12 protein-coding genes are annotated in these 24495 nt (G+C 40.1%); all 12 read right to left on the bottom strand.

Features of this window, described 5'->3' with window-relative positions; all coding sequences use genetic code 11:
* Positions 1–153: 153 nt before the first annotated feature.
* The 12 genes from ACFOSV_RS06555 to ACFOSV_RS06500 all read right to left on the bottom strand — a co-directional run bounded on the left by ACFOSV_RS06555 (position 154) and on the right by ACFOSV_RS06500 (position 24474).
* Positions 154–3351 carry a sensor histidine kinase gene (locus ACFOSV_RS06555; RefSeq protein WP_377904619.1) on the bottom strand — a complete coding sequence of 1066 codons (3198 nt, stop codon included), beginning with the start codon at positions 3349–3351 and terminating at the stop codon, positions 154–156.
* Positions 3352–3371: 20 nt separating this feature from the next.
* The gene (locus ACFOSV_RS06550; RefSeq protein WP_377904617.1) at positions 3372–5321 is read right to left on the bottom strand and encodes a sensor histidine kinase; all 1950 of its coding nucleotides are present in this window, start codon (positions 5319–5321) and stop codon (positions 3372–3374) included.
* Entirely contained in the window at positions 5318–13000 is a 7683-nt protein-coding gene (locus tag ACFOSV_RS06545; RefSeq protein WP_377904615.1) for a sensor histidine kinase, read from the bottom strand. The genes ACFOSV_RS06550 and ACFOSV_RS06545 overlap by 4 nt, the downstream gene beginning before the upstream one ends.
* A gap of 151 nt (positions 13001–13151) precedes the next feature.
* Positions 13152–16526 (bottom strand): sensor histidine kinase, encoded by a 3375-nt coding sequence (locus tag ACFOSV_RS06540; protein WP_377904613.1) that lies wholly within the window; start codon positions 16524–16526, stop codon positions 13152–13154.
* A gap of 83 nt (positions 16527–16609) precedes the next feature.
* A complete protein-coding gene (locus tag ACFOSV_RS06535; protein WP_377904611.1) occupies positions 16610–16918 on the bottom strand; it encodes a hypothetical protein in 309 nt (102 codons plus the stop codon).
* Positions 16918–17640 (bottom strand): DUF6090 family protein, encoded by a 723-nt coding sequence (locus tag ACFOSV_RS06530; protein ID WP_377904609.1) that lies wholly within the window; start codon positions 17638–17640, stop codon positions 16918–16920. The genes ACFOSV_RS06535 and ACFOSV_RS06530 overlap by 1 nt, the downstream gene beginning before the upstream one ends.
* 4 nt (positions 17641–17644) lie before the next feature.
* The gene (locus tag ACFOSV_RS06525; protein ID WP_377904607.1) at positions 17645–19663 is read right to left on the bottom strand and encodes an ATP-binding protein; all 2019 of its coding nucleotides are present in this window, start codon (positions 19661–19663) and stop codon (positions 17645–17647) included.
* Positions 19660–20655 (bottom strand): sensor histidine kinase, encoded by a 996-nt coding sequence (locus tag ACFOSV_RS06520; RefSeq protein ID WP_377904605.1) that lies wholly within the window; start codon positions 20653–20655, stop codon positions 19660–19662. Before ACFOSV_RS06520 ends, ACFOSV_RS06525 begins: the two co-directional genes overlap by 4 nt.
* A gap of 82 nt (positions 20656–20737) precedes the next feature.
* On the bottom strand, positions 20738–21511 hold the full coding sequence (locus ACFOSV_RS06515) for a DUF6090 family protein (protein ID WP_377904603.1): 774 nt from the start codon (positions 21509–21511) through the stop codon (positions 20738–20740).
* Positions 21512–21513: 2 nt separating this feature from the next.
* Positions 21514–22248 (bottom strand): DUF6090 family protein, encoded by a 735-nt coding sequence (locus ACFOSV_RS06510; protein WP_377904601.1) that lies wholly within the window; start codon positions 22246–22248, stop codon positions 21514–21516.
* Positions 22249–22252: 4 nt separating this feature from the next.
* On the bottom strand, positions 22253–23317 hold the full coding sequence (locus ACFOSV_RS06505) for a sensor histidine kinase (protein WP_377904599.1): 1065 nt from the start codon (positions 23315–23317) through the stop codon (positions 22253–22255).
* A complete protein-coding gene (locus tag ACFOSV_RS06500; RefSeq protein ID WP_377904597.1) occupies positions 23314–24474 on the bottom strand; it encodes an FIST signal transduction protein in 1161 nt (386 codons plus the stop codon). Before ACFOSV_RS06500 ends, ACFOSV_RS06505 begins: the two co-directional genes overlap by 4 nt.
* Positions 24475–24495: the final 21 nt, after the last annotated feature.

Genomic DNA, 24495 nt, shown 5'->3' with positions numbered 1-24495 from the left:
TAAAAAAAGATCGGCTTAGCCACGTCATAGTATTATTTTTAGATAATTATAAAAAAATGGAGTAGGAATGTAATAAATAAATACCCAAAGTCCTACCAAAGATTATCCTCTTCTATGCAAGACTAATAGGCAGATTTTTGAACTTATCGTGATTCAAACAAAACGTAAAATCAGCTTGAACTCAGTTCCTCCCTCACTAGTAAGTGGGCTTTCTACTTTTAATTCACCCCCATGTGCCTTCACTATATCATAGCTCAGGCTCAAGCCCAACCCCGTTCCCGAGCCAGTTGGCTTGGTCGTAAAAAAGGGTTGAAAGATTTTTTGCTTGATTTGTTTTGGGATTCCCGGGCCATTGTCTTTTATGGAGATCTCAATTCCTTTTTCAGTTTTCTTCGAACCGACAATTACTTGGGGTTTGTAGTCTTCAATGCTTTTTTTTGCTTGTTCATTTACCGCGTAAAAGGCATTATTTACTAGGTTTAAAATAACCCTTCCAATATCTGCCGCAACCACATTTACCTTGGGTAAATCGGGGTCTAGTTCTAATTTGAAGTCAGAATTAAAATCTTCATCTTTTGCACGGAAACCGTGTGAGGAAAGTCGAACAAATTCCTCTACAAGTACATTCAAATTGGTTGGGCCTTTTTTCCCTTTGTTGGTTCTGCTATGCTCGAGCATTCCTCTAACAATGGCCCCCGCCCGTTTACCATGTTGATTGATTCTTGTGAGGTTTTCTTTGAGGTCATCTTTAATAGCATTGACCTCTGACCAATCCTGTTTTTCAATCTCTTCCCCGAGTTCCTCCAAAAGCTCCTTACTTACCTCAGAGAAGTTGTTTACAAAATTTAAGGGATTTTGAATTTCATGGGCAATCCCTGCTGTCAACTCTCCCAGGCTAGCCATTTTTTCTGATTGAATCAACTGGGCTTGAGTGGACTTAAGATCTTCAAGGGATTTATTTAGCTGTCTGGTTCTATGTTGTACTTTTTCGTCAAGAATCCTATTTTCTTTCTTAAGATAAAAGGCCCTGATCTGCACGATTGCATAGATCAAAGAAGTGATGATAAATGAATAAATAAGATAGGCCCACCAGGTTCTATACCATGGTGGCAAAATCAAAAAAGAGTAGCTTGCCGGACTTCCTTCTACGCCATGTATGTTGCTCGATTTCACAAGAAAAGTGTACTCGCCAGGAGAAAGATTGGTATATGACTTGACAGTCTCTAATGACCAAGGAGACCAGTTTTCATCAAAGCCTTCTAGAAATGTGGAAAACTGATTTGCACCTTTTCGTTCATAGCTGGTCGCGGAAAATCTGAATTTAATCTGATTGTTTTTAAATAGTAATTCTGGGACATCAAGACTCTGTTCATCTCCTCCAAAATAAATTGTGGAATCGTTCACGGTGGCCACATTTCTGATAAGCGTCGAAAAGGATTGAGAATCTTTTTCTTGGTTGCTAAAATCATATTTGATAAATCCCTCACCTGATGCAAACCAAGTGACACCATTTTCTTCGGTAAAATAGGCGTAGATCGCTTCGTCTGAAATACGCCTTAATGGGAAGGAAGTCCATGTCCAATTTTCATTTTTGAATTCGCCAACCGTAATTTTTTGCTTATTTCCCATCCAGATCCGGCCCAAGAAATCTTGCTTTACGGGTACATAATCGAAGATCGCTCCGATGGAATAAAAATTGGAAATAACTGGATCTGAGAGGTTAGCTTCAAATCTTTTCTTTTGGTCATCAAATCGATAGATACTATCAGTTGTGATGATATAAACATTCTCATTGATTTTCTTCACAAAAGCAATCCCGTCTTGTAGTCCATCTTTTTGATCAAAATTTTCAATAAGCGGTGCTTCTATTTGGTTTGGGCCTTGCGGGAAATTCACTTTGAATACCCCATTTGAAAAAGTACCCATCCAAACATTTCCGGCTGGGTCTTCCACAAGTGAAGTAGCTTGATCAGATACTTCTAAAATCTGCCTTTCTGCAATCCAGTCTTCTTTTTCTTTGACAACGGACCATATTCCGCTATTGACGCCTAAAAAAACCCGATTTGGATTTAATTTCGATTGAACCAATTCATTCACAATAAACTCATTCCCAATCGTCTTTTTAATAGGGATTAATTTGTCCAATTCGATCTGATATAAGCCGTCTGAAGTCCCGACTAACAAATCATCATCCACTTCTAAAAAATCCCAGGATTGGATGTTGAACTCACTCAGGTGATTAAAAACAGAAGTTTTGGGATCAAGAGTATAAATGCCATCGGCAGTGGAGGCGTAGATGAGCCCCTTAAAACGAATGATGTCATGAGAATAGGACGTGATATTACTTCTATAATCGAAATAACTAACAGGCGTCTCGTAATCTATTCTTGAAATTCCATTTTCGGTTCCTAACCATATTCCCCCCGCTTGATCTTGGAAGGAGAAATAAACCGTATTATTTATGATCCCTATGTTTTGGTTGTATTGTGCAATTTTTCTCCCTTCCTTATCGATAATAATTGCACCACCATTCAGTGTCCCCAGAAGGAAATGTCCATCCCGAAGTACCGTGCCCGGTAGATATAGAACATTATCCTTTATAAATTGATCAACTTCTGTTTTGAATGGCTCAAAGCTGATCCCATCATACTTAAAAAATCCTTTCGATCGAGTAACAATTAAGAGTACACCAGGTTCATCGGGAAATGGCAAAATGGAATAGATTCGTTCGTTTTCAAATTGTTCACCGCCTTCTAAAAGACTTAGAGATCCATTTTTCAACACTTTCAATCCTACTCCCCATTCGCGGATATAAATTGTGTCATTTGCTTTAAACAAGACATGAAAGCCGTTTTTTGATGGAATGACCTCAAATTCCTTTTTTTCAATATCCCAGATCAACAAATATTTTTCACTATTGAAATAGACCTTTCCTTGATTAAAATAGGTTTCAGTCACATTTGAGAAGTCCTGATTTTCTTCAGGGAGATGGTCAAGCAAGGAGTAAAAAGTCAGCTTTCCTTGAGAATCCGAAGCGAAATACCCTAGGTCCCCTTGAGCACCTACAAATAATTTCCCATCACTGCTAAAATCCATTCCGAGAATCCCGGACTTATTGGGCACCGTGTGCAATTGCCAAGTATTCCCATCAAACTCTAGTAAGCCATCCGTATTGCCTACATAAATTATTCCTCTTTTATCTTGTGCAAAAATCCAATTTTGGCGAAAGGCATCATATTCTTTTGGACTGTAATTTGTGATCGCAGGGAACCCTTTTTCCAACTGGTTTTGAGCCAAAACCTCCGTTGAAATCAAAGTAATCCAAACAATTAAATACAGCAGTTTTTTCATAACCTGAAATTCATATTCAGCTAGCTATTGGGTAAGACCAGAATTATTTTTGCCCCCTGACCAATTATAGATTCTGCTATTATTTCCCCTCCATGTGCTTTTATGATATCATAAGATAAGGATAATCCCAATCCCGTTCCAGAGCCTGTCGGTTTGGTGGTGAAGAAGGGCTGGAAAATTTTCTCTTTGATGGAGTCAGGGATGCCAGTGCCGTTGTCTTGAACGGAGAGTTCGATTCCTCTTTCAGTTTTCTTAGAACTGACGATTACTTCTGGTGAATAGTCGTCTGTAGCAGATTTCGCTTTTTCGTGAACGGCGTAAAAAGCATTATTGATCAGGTTAAGCAGAACTTTTCCGATATCCTGTGGAATCACTGAAATCTCGGGTAGATCAGAAGCCAGATCTGTTTTCCATTCGCATTTGAAATTGGGTTGTTTTGCTAAAAATGATTGGTAACTCAATCGCAAGAATTCATCTGCTAGTGCATTGAGGTTGGTGAGTTCCTTCTGGCCTGAGCCTCTTTTGCTATGTTCAAGCATACCCTTGACAATGGCATCAGCCCGCTTGCCATGGAAGGTGATTTTATTCAAGTTCTCTTTAATATCTGCGGATATTGCTTTCGCTTCTTCCTTATCGCCTTTTTCGATTTCCTCATCCAACTCCTCTATCATCTCGCTACTTACTTCTGAGAAGTTATTGACGAAGTTCAATGGGTTCTGAATTTCATGGGCAATGCCTGCGGTCAGCTCACCAAGTGAGGCCATTTTTTCGGATTGGATCAGTTGGGCTTGGGTGGATTTGAGTTGGTTGTAAGCACCCTCAATTTGGATCTTGGCCTTATGTTTTGTTCTATTGTTTCTATAGAGAAAAGAGGCAATTATCAAAAGAATTAATAAACTCCCCATGAAAATGTAAGTCCTTAATTTTGATCTAAATTCTTGATTAGATCTTTCGATTTCGGCTTGTCGTTGAAGCTCATCAAAACTTATCAAATCCTCAAATCCAGTCATTCTATTTATGTATTCAAGACTGTCCCTGAATTCTATTGCTAGTTTACTGTATTCTAGAGCTTTGGAAGGATTGCTTTCTTTGTAATAGTCTGAAAAGAAAATAGCACTTTCTGAAATGGTTTGATATTGTTTATTGATAAGTGCTATGTCTAATGATTCTTCTGCATAAAATAAAGCCGAATCAGGTTGGTTTTTTAGGGTATAGATCTCAGCAATTCGTCGCATTATACTTGCACTTTTAAACTCCCGCTCTAAGAAAGAATCGCTGAGTTTGAAATAAAAAAGAGCAGAGTCAATATTTTCAACAGAGTTGTGAACATCACCTAGTCTGGAGTAAACAAATCTTTTAACAAATCCCACATCACGAGATTCAGCGAGCTGTTTTGCTTTATAGCTGTAAATAAAAGCAGAATCGATATTCCTTAATCCAATATGAGTTATAGCTAAATGTGCATGAACGATAGTGTAAAAATTCTTATTGTTTACTTTATCAAATTCCTCAACTGCCTGTAAATAGTATTCTCTGGAGTCCTCAAATTTTTCACTGTATTGCATAATTCTACCCAGATTCATCAAAAACTGACCTCTCATTTCTGACCCATATTCTTCTGCTTTACGAAGCCCTTCCAGATTTATACGATAGGCGGTTATAGAATTCCCTAATGCGTGGTAAGACAGGGCTAAAAAATGAAGAGATGACATTTCTTGCTCTTTATCCCCTATTTCTTGAGCGAGCCTAAGACCCTTTAACGCATAGTAGATTCCTGAATCCGACCGATTGAACTTATGGTGATTTGCTAAATCGTTTAAGGTCTTTATCCTTAGGGAATCAGAATCTGTTGTATTTAAAATTCTAAATCGCTCGAAATAGTAATCATTCTCCATTGGAGGCAGGCTGTCTTGACTTATCCCATGAAAAGATATGAGTACAGCAATAATAAGAATTGATAGTTTTTTCATGTTGCTGGTATGACCAATGTAAAAATTGTTTCTCCTCCGTTTTTGCTGCTGACTTTCAATTCCCCTCCATGTGCCTTCACAATATCATAGCTCAACGACAAACCCAAGCCCGTTCCCGAACCTGTCGGTTTGGTCGTAAAGAATGGCTGGAAGATTTTTTCTTTGATAGAGTCGGGGATGCCCGGGCCGTTGTCTTGGACAAAGAGCTCAATTCCTTTTTCAGTTTTCTTGGAACGGACAATTACCTCTGGCGAATAGTCGTGTGTAGCGGATTTTGCTTTTTCGTGCACGGCATAAAATGCATTATTTACCAAGTTTAGAATGACCCGACCGATGTCAGAAGCGACAAGATTTACTTTAGGAAGTTGTGGATCGAGCTCTAATTTGAAGTCAGCGTTAAATGACTTGTCCTTTGCACGAAGCCCATGATAGGAGAGCCTGACAAATTCGTCTGCTAAGGCATTTAAGTCAGTAGGAGCTTTTTCACCTTTATTTATTCGACTATGCTCAAGCATGCCCTTCACAATGGCATCGGCTCGCTTTCCATGGTGATTGATTTTTATGAGGTTGTCTCTAAGGTCTTGGGCAATAAATTTTGCCTCTTCAATATCCCCTTTTTCCAATTCCTCATTCATTTCCTCAACCAATTCCCCACTCACTTCAGAAAAGTTATTGACGAAGTTCAGTGGATTCTGGATCTCATGGGCGATACCAGCGGTTAGCTCTCCAAGTGAGGCCATCTTTTCGGATTGGATCAGTTGGGCTTGGGTGGATTTCAATTCGCTAAGTGTTTGCTCAATTTGAGATTTGGCATCTTCTAGTTGTTTGAAATCCTCGTATCGGGCATAGGCCACAGAGAAGGCATCTGCCAAATTCTGAACTAGTTCAATTTGAGCCGGAGATAAATCCTCCTTACTTCCCACATACAACATACCCTGGGGAAAAGGAATAAACTGCAATGTCAAGGACTCAGGTGGAGCTTCGCCTCCTTGGTAGGTTTTGACATTCTGGATTTGATGCTCAGCCAATAGCGTTTTCGAAAAAGCAAGGAATTCTTCTTGGTTCCAATGATCAACGTAAGGCTCTTGTTTTCGCCAATACTTCACTCCATTTGTACTGATGTTGTTACTGTCAAAATCGAGATTAAGAGCGGCCAAAGGTTTTCCATCCGGTGTGGACAAATAGAATCGGACTTTTTCTTCTTTTTCATCTACGATCATCAATCCGCAACGGAAGAAGGGAACACCTAGAGTTAGTAGCTCTCTCCAAATCAAAGGAGTAATCCTCTGAAGATCCTCGGTATTTCGCATGGAGGCGATTTCTGCTCTGACACGATCTAGGGAAGATTGCTTGATGGCCTCCAAAGTCCTCTTTTCTGCTTTCTGCAAATCTTCTACTCGAGTATAAGTGAAGTCAACCACCTTGGCAAACCGCTCGAGGATAGAGGATCCCTCTTTGGAAAGCGGTTGGTCACTGCCTACCAACACAGCACCTTGGCTTAAGAATGCTAAAGAGAATACGGTGCGTTTTATAGGAAAAACAAGTTCCTTCAACTGGTTTAAATTGGAACCGGTCATATGTTTATCGAAAAGCTTATCGAAGCTTTTTTTGTCTTCCCCTTCTAAAACATAGCTGGTGTATTTCAGCCCTTTTTGAAATGCATTCTTGTGATGCTCATTAAAGGGATGATTAAAATAAGGGCCGGAGAATTCAAAATCCAGTAGATTTTTACCTGAACCCACGTAGATCCATGACTTCCAGGAATCAAAATTATTCCCAAAAAGTAATATTTCACATAGTCTAGTTTCTACATCAAGAGCGTTGAGGTTCTCAATCATAACCCTCACGACTTCTTTCAAATGGCTACTTTTTTGCATAGCCATGGCCGAAGATCTGACTCGCTCTAGCGCAGCCTCGATCTGTGACTCTCGCGCCTGCGCTTCTGCTTTTTTAAGATCTAAGAAGCGGGTGTAGGCCTGATCGAAGATCGCAGAGAATCGGTCTAGAACATCCATTTCGGCTTCCGTGAAAATGGAGCCCTCATAACGATAGATGATTATTGCAGCGTGACTTTTACTGCTCATGCCCACCATTAATGCAGGCTTATTCAGTGAGTATTGTTGTAACTCGACTGGCATCCGTCCAAAGTCGGAATGCTTAAACATGTACCGCAACCAGTTATTTTTGACCTTTTTAGAGAATTTTTTATTGAGGGATTTTTTGTGGCCTCTAATTACGGAGGCGACTTCTTTTCCCATAATATTCTCTTCATAAAATGGGACTTTTATACATGTCGAATAGGCTCGAGTAGTATTTTGAATCCAAACTTTATAGTGCTTCGGGTCTTCTTTTTCTAGAATGTTAATCGCTGCTGAATCAATCGGAATACTGAGATCCTGGATCCTTTCAAAAACTAAATTAATTACCTCTTGTAATTCCTCACTGCTGTGCATAGCGAGTGATCTGGACCTTATCTTTTCTAGGGAAGCCTCAATCTGTGATTCCCGAGCCTGCGCTTCTACTTTTTGGAGATCAAGAAAGCGGGTATAGGTCTGTTCGAAGACTTTAGAGAAGCGATTTAAAATGCTAATTTTTTCTTGTGTTAATGATTCAGATCCAATAATCTCCAGCATTCCATACTTATTGAAAGCATCAGAAATAACCATCCTCGCAGGATCTAGCATCTCTTTTTTGAACTCTGAAGGCATTCGCTTGAAGTCACTATTTTCAAGGCACCACTCCGCATATTGAATTTTTAGCTTCCCCTCAAAATAGAATTCTCGGAAAGTAGTATCATTCTTCCATTCCTTAAGCAAATCAGTAAAATAGGGGTGATCTACATAAGGGATTTTGTAGCTCTCCGGGAATTCACTTTTGGAAAATCCTGTCATCCAATGCTCTGCCGCCAGATCTTTATCAAAAATGATTAATGCACTTCCTGGCGCATCGAATCCTAAAAGTTGCAATTGGTTGAAAATTGTACCAATTACCTCGCGAAGCTCTTCACTTTTGTGCATTGCCATCATTTTGGCTCTGACCCTTTCTAGAGCAACTTCAATTTCTGCTTCTCGCGCCTGGGCTTCTGCTTTTTTAAGATCTAAGAAGCGGGTATAGGTCTGTTCGAAGACTTTTGCGAAGCGTGTAAAAATATCATGGTTTTCAGAACATGGTTCGACAGTGGCAAAAACAAAAAAGCCATAGGAAAAATACGCCAAATGGAAGTAAATCCTATCTGGCGGCACTAGCTCTTCAAATATTTTTTGCTGAGGGATCATCTTTGCCATGTTTTGAAAGTGATTTTTCAACTCATCGCCCTCCATCAATTCGATAATTAGCTTTTTCCCCGATTTCCAGCCTTCATACATCTTGACCAAAAGTTGATCCTCACTGTGATCAATTAGGGTTCTTGGCATTTGACCATCGACGGGGTCTCCTATCCAAGTTTCTGAAATAGGCTTATTTGGGTCAGTGATATGAATTCCAGCAGCAAAAATCTCAACTCCAAGATCCCGTACCTGCTGAAGGATGACAGCATTCAACTCAATCAGCTCTTCACTTTTATGCATGGCCATTGTTCTCGCTCGAACTCGCTCCAGCGCCAATTGAATTTGTGATTCTCTCGCCTGATTCTCTGCATTTTTTAGGTCAACAAAACGTCGATAGGCTAAGCCAAATACGTCCGCGAAGCGCCGTAATAACTGATGGGTTTCAGCATCTGGTCTCTGAAAAGTGGTCATCAAAAGTGAGCCACCCTTAAAATCAGAAACAGTCCAGTATGACCTGTAATCTTCGGGAGCAAAATCCTTGTAGGTGTTTTTAATAAGTTGATGGGTTTCGGGAGCAATTTCCTTAAGCATTTCGAGGAAACCAGTCATCTTTTCTCCTTCATTCACCACCACATAATCCTCCTCAGGACCATTATATCGAGCAATTAACTCTTCCAATACGGACACCCCTTTTTTGGGAAAGCGGTTTTGGCTTTGGAGGATTTCGGATTCACTATTTGGAGAAAGTGAGGCAGCCCAGGACACCAAATAGTCTGGACTTTCATCATAAAGATGAATTGCGCATGTTTCTAGGTCTTTATAATCAAGCTGGCCAATTTGCTTCCTTAGCTCCTCTGCTACACGATGTAAATCCTCGGAAGAATGCATGGCCATTGCTGTACTTCGCACCCTTTCCAAAGCAGCTTCTATTTGTGCTTCTCGTGCCTGAGCTTCCGCTTTTTGGAGGTCTAGGAATCGGGTATAGGTTTGTTCGAAGACCTTTCCAAACCTTTGAAAAATGTCCCGAGCTTCTGGAACAGCTTCAAATGAAACAAACATCAAACTTACTTCCTGGCCAAAAATAAAATGGTGATATTGATGGGAGGGGAATTGAAATCCATCTCTTAAGATGATCTCATACTGTTTTTCGTCACCAAATCTCGTGAGTGTAAGATACATCTGTCGAAGGGGCTCTCCCTCAGCATATTGTAGAAAGTAATCCATTCCACTTTTCCTCGCATCACTTACTTCTTTCAATACTGGATCCTGTTGGGTATCTACCGTGTAGGGTTTGATAAAGCCTCCTTTGGGACTTGTGATGTAATCCGTATAATAGTTATTGTCTTTGCTCCAAACGTTAAAGCCTGCTGTCCAGACTTTTATACCCATTTCGCTAACTTGGTTGAAAAGTAAGGCTGCCACATCCGTAAGCTCCTCACTTTTTTGCATGGCCATAGTCCTGCTTCGGACTCTTTCCAAAGCAGCCTCAATTTGTGATTCCTTTGCTTGGGCCTCTGCTCTTTGGAGATCTAGGAATCGGGTATATGCTTGGTCAAAGACTTTGGCGAAACGACGAAGAACCACAAAAGAGGCTTCGGAAAGAGAAGATGTATCATCATACAATGCCAACAAACCACATTTCATCCAAGCCAAGGATACGTAGGAGTCCGGCATTGACCTGATGGCGTTGATGGTTTTTATTGGGAGATTCTTAAGTTCAGTTTTGGTAAATGCATAATTATCGTAATCTTCTTTAATGTCACCAACCAAATCAATGTGCTGATTTTCGAGTCTTTTCTTCCAAATCCGCCATAATTCTTTGATGAGTCTGTTTTCTTGACCATGAATTTTGTAGCTCCTGGGATGGGTGTCGTTAGCATCAGTAGAAAGCCAAAGCTCTTGATAGTCTTTTGGTTCATTGAAAATTATTATTCCACTTCCCCAAGCAGCTATTTTTAACCTATTTATTTGCTCATAGAGTACAGCCACTACTTCTTTTAAGTCGTCGCTATGATGCATTTCCATAGACTTCGCACGGACCCTTTCCAATGCGAGTTCGATTTCAGCCTCCCGTGCCTGAGCTTCTGCTTTTTCCAAATCGAGAAAACGGGTGTATGTCTGTTCAAATACTTTGGCGAATCGCGGGAAGATATATTCTTCTTCAAATTCCTCTTCGGTGATGATTAGGAGGTATCCGTATTTATAGGCAGCGACATGGTTTTTTTGCCAGACTGGAAGCGGTCTTCCAAAGTCTATTACTTTTTGGAAATTGGCCTTGAAGCTTGGGATTTCCATGAGATGATCATAGATATCTTTGAGTTCTTTTCCTCCTTGCGCATATGAATGGAGCGCTTGCTGATTTTTCCAGGTATCATACATGCGTTGCTCCCCGTGATCTGCATTGTAGGGAATAAAAAGATGATTAAACATCTGGCCAGGAATGGGACTGCTCATCCATTTTTCGACCAATACTTCATCCTTTTTGCAAATCGCAAATCCGGCAGTCCAAAGTTGAGCCCCAAGAATTTTTAACTGATCAAACAATAGCGCTGCAACCTCAGACAGTTCCTCGCTTTGGTGCATGGCCATGGTTCTGGATCGAACCCGCTCTAATGCCAGTTCAATTTCTGCATCTCGCGCCTGCTCTTCTGCTTTTTGAAGATCTAAAAAACGGGTATAGGCTTGGTCAAATACTTTTGCGAAGCGAATAAGAATCTTCTGATGATCAATCTGTACTTGGCTTTTTCCGATAACATGGAGACCACCTTTTGAAAAATTAGCAAGGCAGAAATAGGCCGGGTCTGGAAAATTGAATAAGGAAATCAGGTCCTTTTCATTTTTTACGGTCTCAGGTGCTCCTATTCTTAGATGCTCATTAAGTGCAATGCCGTCTAGTTCCTGCAGGAATATTGCTTTTCTGCTTTTCCATGCCTTAAGGCGCTCTTTAAGCGTCTTATCCCCTTTTAAGGGCATTTGAAAATGCGATAACTGCCCTTGGTTGAAATCATGATTCCAGACTTTTAGTACCTGCTCCTCCTCAAGAACAATTTCGAACCCGCACGAAACAAACTGAAAATCAAGATTTTTTAATTCCTTATAGAGCACCATCGAGACTTCATTTAATTCATTCGTCTGATGCATGGCCATTGCTCTAGATCGAACCCTTTCCAAGGCTGCTTCAATCTTTGCTTCTCTTGCTTGCGCTTCTGCTTTTTGAAGATCTAGGAATCTGGTGTAGGCAAGGTCAAATACCTTCGAAGATCGCATCAAAAGTTCTTTGGCTTCATTGGAAGGTTCATTCAGCGATGCCAATAGTAAGGTTCCCCCCGAAAAATCAGCACAATGGTAAAATTCTTGTTCAGGAACTTTTGAGTTTTTTAATTCCGGGACAACTTCTTTTAAAACTTTATACCATTCTATGATCTTTTCGCCACTTGCTTCTAATGTATATTCTTTCAATGGGCCTTGATAGCTTTCAATCATTTCCCTCAGCACGGCGCATGAATTTTTCTCAAACAACACTACGCCTGTTTCAATAGGAGCATCTTGATTACCGGCTGGCCTGAATGCATGCCAAGATTCAATATAATTGGGGTGAGTTTCGTAAAGTTCTACCACGGCACCTATCAATTCAGTCTGTCCAAGCAGTTGCATTTGTTCCCTTAGCACTATGGCAACACTTATCAACTCATCTGAAGAATGCATGGCCATTGCTCGAGCACGCACTCGCTCAAGGGCCACTTCAATCTGTGCCTCTCGGGCCTGAGCTTCTGCTTTTTGGAGATCTAGGAATCGAGTATAGCTTTGTTCAAAGACTTTGGCGAAGCGGACTAAGAGCTCGAAGTTTTCAGCAGGAATGGCTTCCATATCCGTAGCGACAAGAAAACCGAATTTAAAGTAGGCCAGATTGAAGTAAACTTCATCTATACTTTTTGTGTGGGTTTTGACCTCCTGAGGGAAATCTTTATAGTCAGTTTTAGTAAAAAGATACTCATCGAAATCAGTCTTTTCTTTTCCTTTTAAATGAAAGGAGAGGGTGGGGATTTTTGATTCCCAGGCCAACCAAAGTTCGTTGATCCACTTGTTTTCTCTTCCGTACCAATAGTAGGGTCTTTGAAAATCTTCATTTAAATAATCCCCTGACCAGAGCTCTATGTTTTGAGATTTTTGGTCAAAAAGTTGTAAGGTGCAAGCCCATTTTGCAAACCCAAATGCCTCCATTTCATGGTAAAGGACGGAGACAATCTTGTTCAGTTCATCACTTTTATGCATGGCCAAAGAGCGACTTCTGACCCTTTCCAAAGCCACCTCAATTTCGAGCTCACGGTTTTTTTGTTTCAACTCCAGTGCCTGCTCTTTCACTGACTGTTGGAGTCTTTTGTTTTCCGCGGTTAACTGGGCTGCGCTCTTCATAGCTATTTTGGGTCTACTGGCAAAAAATACTTAACTCTTCCCGACTCACTAGCGAATAGGCAGTTAACCTAAACAGCTTTTTCCCTTCAATTTTACTCTATGTACTTCTGATGCAACATCATCTATTCGAATCACTAAAATTGGTTTTACTCTAGGCAAGAGGTAAAATCAGTCTAAATTCCGTCCCCGATTCCTCAAGGGTCAGGCCTTTGCCTTCTTTTGATTCTACGGTCAACTCCCCTCCATGCGCCTTAACAATATCATAAGATAACGATAATCCCAATCCCGTACCAGAGCCCGTAGGCTTTGTGGTGAAGAAGGGCTGGAAGATTTTTTCTTTGATATGTTCTGGGATGCCCGAGCCATTGTCTTGGATAGAGATCTTGATTCCTTTTTCCGTTTTCTTAGAACTTACAATTACCATTGGGTTGTAATCATCATCCCTATCGGGATCAGTTTTTACCTTTTCATTTACTGCGTAAAAGGCATTATTGACCAGATTCAAAATCACCCGGCCGATATCTGAAGCAACTACATCCACCTTTGGTAGATCGGGGTCAAGATGTAGTTTAAAATCGGAACTAAAGGACTTGTCTTTTGCTCGAAGGCCATGATAGGAGAGCCGTACAAATTCATCTACAAGTGCATTTAAATCGGTAAGAACTTTTTCTCCTTTATTGGTTCGGCTATGCTCTAGCATGCTTTTGACTATAGCATCTGCCCGTTTGCCATGATGGTTGATCTTGGAGAGATTTTCTTTCAGGTCTTTCCCGATGAATTTGGCTTCTTCAATATCTCCTTTGTCCAGTTCCTCATTCATTTCATCTACCAACTCTTCACTTACTTCAGAGAAGTTGTTCACAAAATTCAGCGGATTCTGTATCTCATGTGCGATGCCTGCAGTGAGCTCTCCAAGGGAGGCCATCTTTTCGGATTGGATCAGCTGGGCTTGGGTGGATTTTAGCTCGGAGTAGGCTTTTTCTATCTCTTTGGCTTGAGCTAGCTCACGATCTTTGGATTTTTCGCGTTCGATGCGGGCAGCTCTTTTTCTTTGCTCCTGAATAAATAGGTAAGCAAGAAGAATAAATAGAGCGAAGTAAAGGGTATAGGCCCACCAAGTTTGATACCAAGGAGGTAACACTTTGATATTGAGGGTGAAAGGTTCTTCATTCCAGACTCCGTCCAAATTCATGGATTTTACCTCTAGGACATAATCTCCCGCTGGCAAATTAGTGTAAGTTAGGGTTCCATTGGTGCCTGCATCCTGCCAGGTTTCATTAAATCCAAGCAGTCTATATTGGGAAGGATTTTGTCCATTTCCCCCAAAATGAATGGCAGCAAATTCAATACTAAGGGTAGTGATACCAGGCGGAATTAGGAGCGAGGAAAGTAGGTGGTTGGGTTTTCTTTCTACAGAGTCCAAAAAGGATTGATAGTTTTCTCCATCTAGTCGGATTTTCTTAAAGAGTATTTGGGGTGAATAGGGATTGGTTTTGATTTGATCCGGATGAAAAATATTTGCTCCACTTGTTCCCGCAAAGTAAATTTTTCCAGAGGCACCTCGATGGTTTAGCCTATCAAAGCGTAAAGATTGAAGACCACGCTCATATCCAAACTTTCGGAAATTGCCTGATTCGGGGAAATATTGAAGAATGCCATCAGATGTTGCCAAGTAAATATTCCCCTCATCATCATAACTGAAAGCTCTGACCTCTATATCAGGAAATTCCGTCTCTTTGAAATCTACCCAGTGGATAAATTTTTCATAGGTCAAATCGGTATATCCTAAACCGTCCGTAAGAGCAATCCAAACCCTATTTTGATTATCAACTACGGGGTTCGCTGCAAAGTAGGGTATTATTTTTTCACTGAATAACTCATGAATTTGTATCTGTTTGGTTTTGGTATCGATCGTAAATAAGCTTTCAACTGAATCTCTTAACACACCTACTAGTTTTCCATTAGGGTCAATGAAATTTCCTCGCAGTCTTTCATATTTCGATTCTGGATCGATAAGTGAGAATTGTTCCGTATCTGGATCAAAAACATCAATGCCGCTCGAATGACTGATCCAAAGTTTTCCTTGGCGGTCTTCCATAATGTTAAAAATCCAGTCAGAGGAGAGTGAGTTAGGATCTGATGGGTCATTTTTGTAGCGAATAATCTGATCAGAATTGGGTGATATCCGATTAAGGCCTCCACTGTTTGGACCTGGGGAACCAGTTCCTACCCAGAGGGTTCCATCAGAAGCGGCAAAAATTTCCCATGCGTATGGGTGGGTTAAGTCTTTTGAGATAGTTTTTCCTCCCGGAGGACGTGAATCTCCAGCTCCTATGCGTTTTAAAATGGTTTTTCCGTCTTTAGAAAAATGAATTAATCCCTTTTCAAGTGAGGTCCTAGCTCCCACCCAAAAGCTCCCATCCTTCATTTCGTATGCCGATAAAATATCTGCGATTACCTTTCCATTTTCATCTCGGAGCAAACCAAAATCTGACTGGTATATATTGAGCAAACTGAGCCCATAAGAAAATCTTGTAGCCCACAAAACCCCTTGGCGATCTATAAATAAATTGCAACCAGATTCACTTTCCAAGGGTAGGAGCCCTCTAGAATTATTGACATCAGAGTCTATAGTTTCCATCTCTGCTGTTTCTAAGTTGATCCTACTAATGGAATTGATCTGATTTAGCCAGATAAAATGATCTTGAAGCTCGTAGGAATTATCATTTTCAAAGCCTTTTTCTATTAAAAGATCTGGCTGGCTGACTTTAAAAAATTCCCATTCCTCTTTCGGATTTTTTCTTTTTGCAAAACCATTTGGATTTAAAATGATCGTTCCTGTATCCCCATATGGGAACACAATAGTTGGAAAGCTTTGATAAAATAGCTTGGTATCAGGGCTGTTTTTGTCTAAGGGAAAATCCTCATAACTGTATTTTCCTTCGGGGGATCGAGTACCTAAAAAGAGTTTTCCTTTAATATTTAAGTGGAAATTTAACCGTCCGTCATTGCCCACGTTCATTTCTCGTATTCTCCCCTCATTTTGTCCTTCTTCCAGTTTGAAAGTCTTAGAAATAGGATCAAAACGCTTGATTCCAAGGCTTGTGCCCACCAAAACATCGCTTTTTTCAAGAACCCTGATCCCTAGGTACCTGAGATTCTCATCTACATTTTGGAATAAGCTAATTTCTTCCGTTTCAGGATCAAAATATCCTATATCCCCGTCCTCCATGGATACCCAAACTCCTCCCGCTTGATCTGCCTCTACATAGCGTCCCGAATAAAAAAATCTTTCATAGTTCTTACCATCAAAGCGGTAAACGCCATCCCAAGTTCCTAACCAAATGAAGCCAAAAGAGTCTTGAGTGATGTCTGTAACCGATGTGGTGGGGAGCCCATTTTCCGGAGTCAGATTATTGAAAACTGCATTTTGGGATAAGTTCTGGGCGCCCACAGTTAAGGAAATTAAGATAAAACCACAGAACTGAAACACCCAAAAAAATGCATTATGAATAAGCTTTTTCATTTAAAAAAACAGTCTAAATAACTAGTGCCTGAAAGCAACAAATTAAATTGATGGAGCATGAAAAAGAAGATCAAAACAAGCCTCTAGTCTTGTTTATCCGCTGTTTGGTTTATTTCTTCTTCTATCAAATCTATAATTCTGGTTAATCTCGGTTTGAAGATCCGATCCTTGTATCCGGCTTCAGCTACACTCTTTTGGATAATAATTTTTAGAAGATACTGAATTTCAGGATCATTTGACATGGCTTCAAGGTCAAATTTGACAGAAGCATATTTTCTTGATTCATTATCTGTGATGTTGACACTCCTCATCACCAATGGCGTAGAGAATACAGGTGTGAATTTTTGTCTGTCAATAAGTTTTTGGCGGATATGTCTGAATATTCGCAGCATTACAAACCCTGATCAATTAATTGAAGGGTTTCATCAATATGGACTAAAAGCTCTTTAAGTTTTCTGGTTAATTGAGCATTCGACAAGGTGGTCAAGGCAACTACATTTTTGAATTCTTCATCGTAAAGCAGAGAAATGACCTCCTCCTTATTATAATCTTGTCCTCTTAGGAATGCATTGTACAACACTAAGAGTTGATTATCGAAATAGTACCCAATAACATTTTCATTCCACAGGGATCTAGATATATCACGAATTGAGCTAGCTTCTTCATACCCAAGTTTTATGGATCTGAGTTTATTTGTGAGATCAGGCTCTTCTCTGATTAATTGGTCTGAACTTAATTCTTGATTTAAAACCGGCAAATCTACCCTTAATGATACATAACTGGTCATAAGTAGAATCCGTGTGTATTCAGCTTTAAGCGAGTCCACGTAAGAAGAGGATTGTAGGTAACCATCAGCCCAGGAAAGAATCATTTCATTTACCTCAATAGCTTCTTCAATTTCCGCTTTTACCTCTGATAATTCTGCCTGCAATTTTTGAATAGTTTGGGCGGATACTTTATTTGATTTCCTATCCTCATTCCAATTATTGACTTGCAGGGCGATCAATATTCCAATGACGACTAATAATATCTCACCAAGGGCATAGACTAAGTATCGGGTTACCCGATTTTGCTGAATTAGTTTTTGGCGGATATGTCTGAAAAATGAAATCAAATTCTTATGAAATTGGTATATGCAGTCTAAATATTGTTCCCTTTCCTTCCTCGCTCCAGACCCTCAATTCACCCCCATGTGCCTTTACAATATCATAGCTTAATGATAAACCCAATCCAGTCCCAGAACCTGTAGGCTTTGTGGTAAAGAAGGGTTGGAAGATTTTTTCTTTGATGGAGTCGGGGATTCCCGGGCCGTTGTCTTGTACGGAGAGCTCAATTTCTTTTTCAGTTTTCTTAGAACTGACAATTATCTCTGGTTTGTAGCCCTCTGGACAAGATTTAGATTTTTCGTGAACGGCGTAGAAAGCGTTATTGATCAGGTTGAGAAGAACTTTACCGATATCTTGGGGAATTACCGAAACCTGTGGAAGATCAGTAGCCAGGTCTGTTTTTAATTCGCATTTGAAATCGGGTTCTTTTGCCAAAAAAGATTGGTAACTCAGTCGCAAGAATTCATCTGCCAGTGCATTGAGATTGGTAAGTACCTTTTGGCCTGAGCCTCTTTTGCTATGTTCCAGCATTCCCTTTACAATGGCATCAGCCCGCTTGCCGTGGATGGTTATTTTATCTGAATTATCTCCCAGATCTTTTAGAATAAACTTTGTCTCTTCGATATCTCCTTTTTCTAATTCTTCCACCGCTTCTTTTACCAATTCGCTATTCAACTCTGAAAAATTATTGACAAAATTCAGTGGGTTTTGGATCTCATGGGCGATACCGGCTGTGAGCTCTCCAAGGGAGGCCATTTTTTCGGATTGGATGAGTTGGACTTGAGTGGTTTGGAGCTCATGGAGAGTTTCTTCTAACTTTTTATTTGCTTTAGTTTTCTGACGGTTGTTTCGATACATCAAAAGGCCTATTGCGATAAAAATTCCAGCACCACCTAGAAAAGAGTATGTCCTCAATCTGTTTCGTTCTTCGATTTCCTTTCTTTCCTTTTCCTTCAGGGCCAGTTGTTCATCAAGAATGATATTTTGAAACTGTATAAGCTTATCCGTAAAGGATTCGTTTAAGCTATCAGTAATTATTTTTGCGGTAGATAAATAGGCTATAGCCTGTGACAGTTCACCTTTTTTCTCATTTAGTTTATAGAGCTGAAAATTGCCATCAGCGATAGTGGTATAAAAATTTCCCTCACGGGCTGTTTGTATCCCTTTCTGTGCAAAATATTCGCTTGAGTCTAATTTGTCATTTATAAAATAGACCTTGCTCATTTGGATATAGGTAGATGCCAAACTTTGGAGCTGGCTTTGTTCAATATTGATTAGGGTGGCGACATTGTAGTTTTTTAATGCCGAATCATATTCTTGTTCCTGGAAATAATAATTTCCAATGATCTCATAGAGTTTCCCTCGCTGTAATTGATATTTCGAAGTTTGATAATAGTTGCGTGCTTGGTTTAAATAATAGAGAACTGAATCTGCAATGCCCTGATCGAGATAAAATTCTCCTAATCCTCTGTTGCTAAGTGTTAACAATTTTCTATTCTGCGTCAATTCGCCAATTCGAAGGACGGATAATAAATTTTCTCTTTCTTGATCGGGTTTGCCCGTAGCTTTGTAAAGCCGGTGAATATCGTTATGAATCATTCCAAGAATCGATAATCTAGCTTCTTGAGGATTTTTGGATAAAGAGAAGCGCGATACATTCCATGCATTTTTTTCACTTTCTTCGTCTTCCGCAATTTTAAAGGCCTCGAAAAATGATAGCAGCGATTCAGGAAAATTAACCCGAAGGACTTGGACATAACCGATTTGCTGATATGCGTCTGCTTCCCATAATCTCATCTTAAGCTTTTTCGATAACTCTAATTGAAGCCTGTGATAATATAACGCACTGTCAGGATTGCCATTTTGATAGTAAAAACCAATTTCCCTATAACTATCCATGCGAAGCGTATCATTGGATGCTTTCTTCAATGTGAGATGCAGAGAATTTAAATTTTCATTTTCAGATTGCTGCCCTATAGAAATTAATGGAAGCAACAAGAAAAGAAATGAAATACAGAATAGTTTTTTCATGTAATTGGTATTTGAATCGTAAAAGCACTGCCTGTTGATTCTTGGCTCTCTACTTTAAGTTCTCCTCCATGTGCCTTCACAATATCATGCGTAATACTCAATCCTAACCCGGTTCCTTCAGTCCCTTTTTTGGTGGTAAAGAATGGCTGCAGGATTTTATCTTTGATCTGATCAGGGATGCCAGGGCCATTATCTTCAATACTTAAAGCCACTTTGTCCTTTAGCTTTGAAGTTTTCACGGTAAGTTTTGGAATGTATCTACCCGACTCTGAGGATTTTAATTTCTCCCGCATGGCATCAAATGCATTGTTTGATAGATTTAAAATCACTCTGGAAAAATCCTCGCTGATTAATGAGATTTTGCCAACTTCAGGATCCAATTGAAATTCTATTTCCACATTGATTGGAGATTTTCCTGCCCGCATGCCATGGAAGGAAAGGTTCACAAATTCCTTCACTAATGGATTAAAGGCCTTTTCTTCTCGCTTATTGCCAGAGGCCCGGCTATGTTGCAACATGGATTTGACGATGCTGTCTGCCCGAGTACCATGCTCATGGACTTTTGCGAGATTGGACTTCACGTCATTTAGGATAGCAATGATTTCTTCCTTGGTATCCGAATCGTCAACATTTTCCAATTCTTCAAATACCTCCTTGATAAGCTCTCGGCTGAGGTCGGAGAAATTATTGACAAAATTGAGTGGATTCTTAATCTCATGCGCGATACCTGCAGTTAACTGGCCCAGAGATGCAAGTTTTTCAAAAGACTTGCCATCATAGCGAAAGGCCACATCCCAAGATCCAATCCAGATGTAGCCAAAGGTATCTTGGCTCACGCTGGTGACAGAAGTAGTTGGGAGGCCGTCTTCGGCCGTGAGGTTGTTGAAAACTGCATTATGGGACAAGTTCTGGGCGCCTACAGTTAAGGAAATTAAGATGAAAACACAGAACTGAAACACCCAAAAAAATGGATTATGAATAAGCTTTTTCATTAAAAAAACAGTCTAAATAACTAGTGCCTGAAAGCAACAAAATAAATTATTGGAGCATGAAAAAGAAGATCAAAACAAGCCTCTAGCCTTGTTTATCCGCTGTTTGGTTTATTTCTTCTTCGATCAAATCTATAATTCTGGTTAATCTCGGTTTGAAGATCCGCTCCTTGTATCCGGCTTCAGCTACACTCTTTTGGATAATAATTTTTAGAAGATACTGAATTTCAGGATCATTTGACATGGCTTCAAGGTCAAATTTGACAGAAGCATATTTTCTTGATTCATTATCCGTGATGTTCACATCCCCAAAATCGGGATCCATATATTTCAAGATACGCTCAGAGTATTGTTGGATGGGTTCCTTGTTTCCATCTTCTATTCTGAAACTGTACTCCAGAAATGTTTGGTATTCAGCCATTCGCCTTTTCAAATCTTTGTTCTCGATTAGACTTAAAGTTCCCGAGGATTTCATTTCCTCATAGGTGGGAAGGGTTGGGTTAAAATAGTGAACAAATCCAGCTCTTTCCAGAGCGAAGACCGTTTCTACGCTGTCCACTTGGGAGGGGAGTCCCTCAAGTAGTTTCAAGAGGCTTCTCGCATAGTCTTCCCTTTGGGCTATGAAACTAAGCAAGGTATTCAACCGATTTTGATTCTCTTCAAATTCTGTTTTTAGACTTTCTAAGAGGATGCCTTTTTGTTTTTTTTGTTTCCTCTCCTCATTCCAATTATTCACTTGAAGTGCAATCAGAATTCCGATCACGACCAACAATATCTCCCCCAAGGCATAAATTAGGTATCGGGTAACCCGATTTTGCTGTAGTAGTTTCTGACGGATTTTACGGAAGAAGGAGATCATGATTAAGGTTGGTATTTGTCAATTTCTATAATCAATAATTTTGCTTTCTTCTTAACATCATTGAAAACGTTAATCATAGATTTCCTGCGCAAATATTTTTCCATAATAAAATTCCTTCCCTCAATGGATTCTGCCATGGAATAAAGCGTTTCCATTTGTTCAGCCTCAGTGGCCATCATTGGAAAATCTGGGAGAGTGATTTCAAATTGATTACTCAAATTTTCATGGAACTTATTGTTGACGAAAAAGGATTTTTCACTTTCGTTAAACATGTCTACCAAAAACTTTCCTTCGGTATAGTAAAAAGTAATCATTTCAAAAAGTGCCGGGAATCCTACCAAGTTAGGATTATCGGAAGATTGAAGTTTTTGATAAGTTCGGTCCGAGATTGGTTGATTAAAATATGGGGAAAAAAAGGCTCTTTGTAAACTATCCATATGCTGCGGCTGGTAGGAAAGGTATGTAAGGGCCCAAGATTCATATTGGAATTGAGTTTCAATTAAATCTAGAATTCTGTTAAAGTTAATCGTATCGTTGACGAGGTCCTTTTTAAACTCTTCCAAGTAACTAAGGGATTGTATTTTTGCTTTTCTGTCCTCATTCCAATTGTTTACTTGAAGAGCTATGAGAATTCCAATCACGACCAATAATATCTCCCCGAGGGCATAGATTAGGTATCGTGTGACTCTATTTTGGGAGAGTAGTTTCTGGCGGATATGTCTAAAAAATGAAATCAAATCCTCATGAAATTGGTATATGCAGTCTTAATATTGTTCCCTTTCCTTCCTCGCTCCAGACCCTCAATTCCCCTCCGTGGGCCTTTACAATATCATAAGATAGAGATAAACCCAATCCCGTTCCAGACCCAGTGGGCTTGGTGGTGAAGAAGGGTTGGAAGATCTTTTCTTTAATGTGTTCGGGTATACCCTTTCCATTATCCTTTACGGAGAGCTCGACTCCCTTTTTGGTCTGCTTCGAACTGATTACCACCTCTGGTTTGTATCCCTCATCCCGATGGCTACTGGGACTTGATTTTGCCTTTTCGTTCACCGCATAAAAAGCATTATTCACCAGGTTCAAAACTACCCTTCCGATCTCTGGAGCAACCACATTTACTTTTGGCAGATTCGGGTCGAGTTCCAGTTTATAATCGGCATTAAATGATTTATCCTTTGCACGAATTCCGTGATAGGAAAGTCTTACAAACTCATCGGCTAGCGCATTCAAATCGGTTGGGGCCTTTTCTCCTTTATTGGTGCGGCTGTGTTCAAGCATACCTTTTACGATAGCATCTGCCCGCTTTCCGTGGAGGTTGATTTTGCTTAGGTTTTGCTTGATATCACCTAATATTTCGGTGACCAATGTCTCATCTCTTGACTCTTGACTCTTAGCTCTTTCCTCCTCTAGTTCATCTATGAGCTCATTGCTCAGCTCCGAAAAGTTGTTTACAAAATTCAGTGGGTTTTGGATCTCATGGGCGATGCCGGCAGTTAGTTCACCGAGAGAGGCCATTTTTTCAGATTGGATCAGTTGAGCTTGAGCAGCTTTGAGGTCCTTCAAAGAATTTTCAAGTGCTGAATTGGTTTCTTCTATCGCTTTTCTTTTCAGCTCGAGTTCCTCGATAGTTTCTTCAAGCAGGATTGCTGTGGTCCGTTTTACTTTTTCTGTGCGATCGAGCTTGAATTGTGCAAGTTCCAGGTCACTTTCCAAACGCTTTACTGCTTTGGTCAGGATTTCCTTTTCCTGATCAGAAATGTTCTTATTCTGTTGAAAAAAATCAACTAATAATTTTATCTGCTCATTCATTTATTTTCTTTCAAGGTTACCCAGCAGCACATGGCGGAATGAAAATGCTGCTTTCCTCCTTTTGTTCGCCCAAATTCCCCATAGGTGTAAAAACCAGCCATAGGTACTTGCCAGACTTCAGCCAGTCCGTTATTCTCGAGTTTAGTCAAGGGCCCCAGAACGGGTGGCCTACCCGCACAAGAGAAAATAAGCATAGCTTCAGGTTCACCATCCATGCTGCTCTTCAATTCAGTTGCCTGAGCAATAATTTCGTCCGAAATTTCAAAATCAGGGGGCGTGGCAAAGTGAAACTCAGTGCCCTCTTCCATCGGGATGTCCATCTCTAGGGCATTCGTCTCAGCATCTATTGATCGAGGTGACTTGATGATCGATTCTCCATCCTCTCTTGTAGCGATGAAGGGGTATTGAATTGACAGATCCTTGAAGACATCAAAGCTTTCTTCCTCCTTCTTTTCGGCCATACCCAAATATTTTAAATACAAGGGAGCAGCAGGTTTATCATCGATGGTATATACCATATTGCCTACACTTTTTGTTATTTTCCTCGCAATTCCCAGAGGTTGCCAGCCGTGAATAGCCATCCCCTGAAGGGAAATTTTGTCTGAATCAAAAACTAAGGCGGCGATACCATTATCAGACTCTTTTTCATGCGTAAACACATAGCTATTTACAATGCCCCAATCATCACCGGCCATCCCGCCAAAAAATATTGTGTCTTCGCCTAGCTCTTTCACCAAAACATTGACCAAGGTTTCGCCATCAAAATATTTTCCATTGCCATAGACGCCACAGCTTGTCAACAGCATCGTCGGCTTTTCAAAGTGATCTAAAGCATTTTTTGCAATGTTGGAAGCTGCCTTATCTACCTGTTCATTTTCTACATCTTCAATGATTATGGTGAAATATTCCCTTTTTACATCCATGAGAAGAACTACGGTTTCCCCTTCGCTCTGGTGATCGTTAATGAACTCTCCACAAGAGGTAGCTCCAAAAATCTCAATGTCCTTTGACTTTAAGATGTCACAAATAGCCTTTCGGTCTTGTTTTACCGAAACAAAAACAACGGCCAATGTTGGGTTAAAATGGTCCACCATTGCATTTTCTAGTGCGGTTTTTATTTCTTCAGCCGAAGTACCAAAAATTGATTTTGCTTTCATTTTTTCATTCGTTTAAAAGTT

The sequence above is a fragment of the Algoriphagus namhaensis genome, assembly GCF_042649705.1.
In the GTDB taxonomy this organism is placed as follows: domain Bacteria; phylum Bacteroidota; class Bacteroidia; order Cytophagales; family Cyclobacteriaceae; genus Algoriphagus; species Algoriphagus namhaensis.
This window is presented reverse-complemented; position numbering and strand designations above follow the sequence as displayed.

Coding starts and splice junctions, on each gene's coding strand:
- ACFOSV_RS06515 (WP_377904603.1), bottom strand. CDS start 21,511: ATGATCTCCTTCTTCCGTAAAATCCGTCAGAAACTACTACAGCAAAAT.
- ACFOSV_RS06555 (WP_377904619.1), bottom strand. CDS start 3,351: ATGAAAAAACTGCTGTATTTAATTGTTTGGATTACTTTGATTTCAACG.
- ACFOSV_RS06550 (WP_377904617.1), bottom strand. CDS start 5,321: ATGAAAAAACTATCAATTCTTATTATTGCTGTACTCATATCTTTTCAT.
- ACFOSV_RS06545 (WP_377904615.1), bottom strand. CDS start 13,000: ATGAAGAGCGCAGCCCAGTTAACCGCGGAAAACAAAAGACTCCAACAG.
- ACFOSV_RS06535 (WP_377904611.1), bottom strand. CDS start 16,918: ATGCTGCGAATATTCAGACATATCCGCCAAAAACTTATTGACAGACAA.
- ACFOSV_RS06505 (WP_377904599.1), bottom strand. CDS start 23,317: ATGAATGAGCAGATAAAATTATTAGTTGATTTTTTTCAACAGAATAAG.
- ACFOSV_RS06500 (WP_377904597.1), bottom strand. CDS start 24,474: ATGAAAGCAAAATCAATTTTTGGTACTTCGGCTGAAGAAATAAAAACC.
- ACFOSV_RS06525 (WP_377904607.1), bottom strand. CDS start 19,663: ATGAAAAAACTATTCTGTATTTCATTTCTTTTCTTGTTGCTTCCATTA.
- ACFOSV_RS06520 (WP_377904605.1), bottom strand. CDS start 20,655: ATGAAAAAGCTTATTCATAATCCATTTTTTTGGGTGTTTCAGTTCTGT.
- ACFOSV_RS06540 (WP_377904613.1), bottom strand. CDS start 16,526: ATGAAAAAGCTTATTCATAATGCATTTTTTTGGGTGTTTCAGTTCTGT.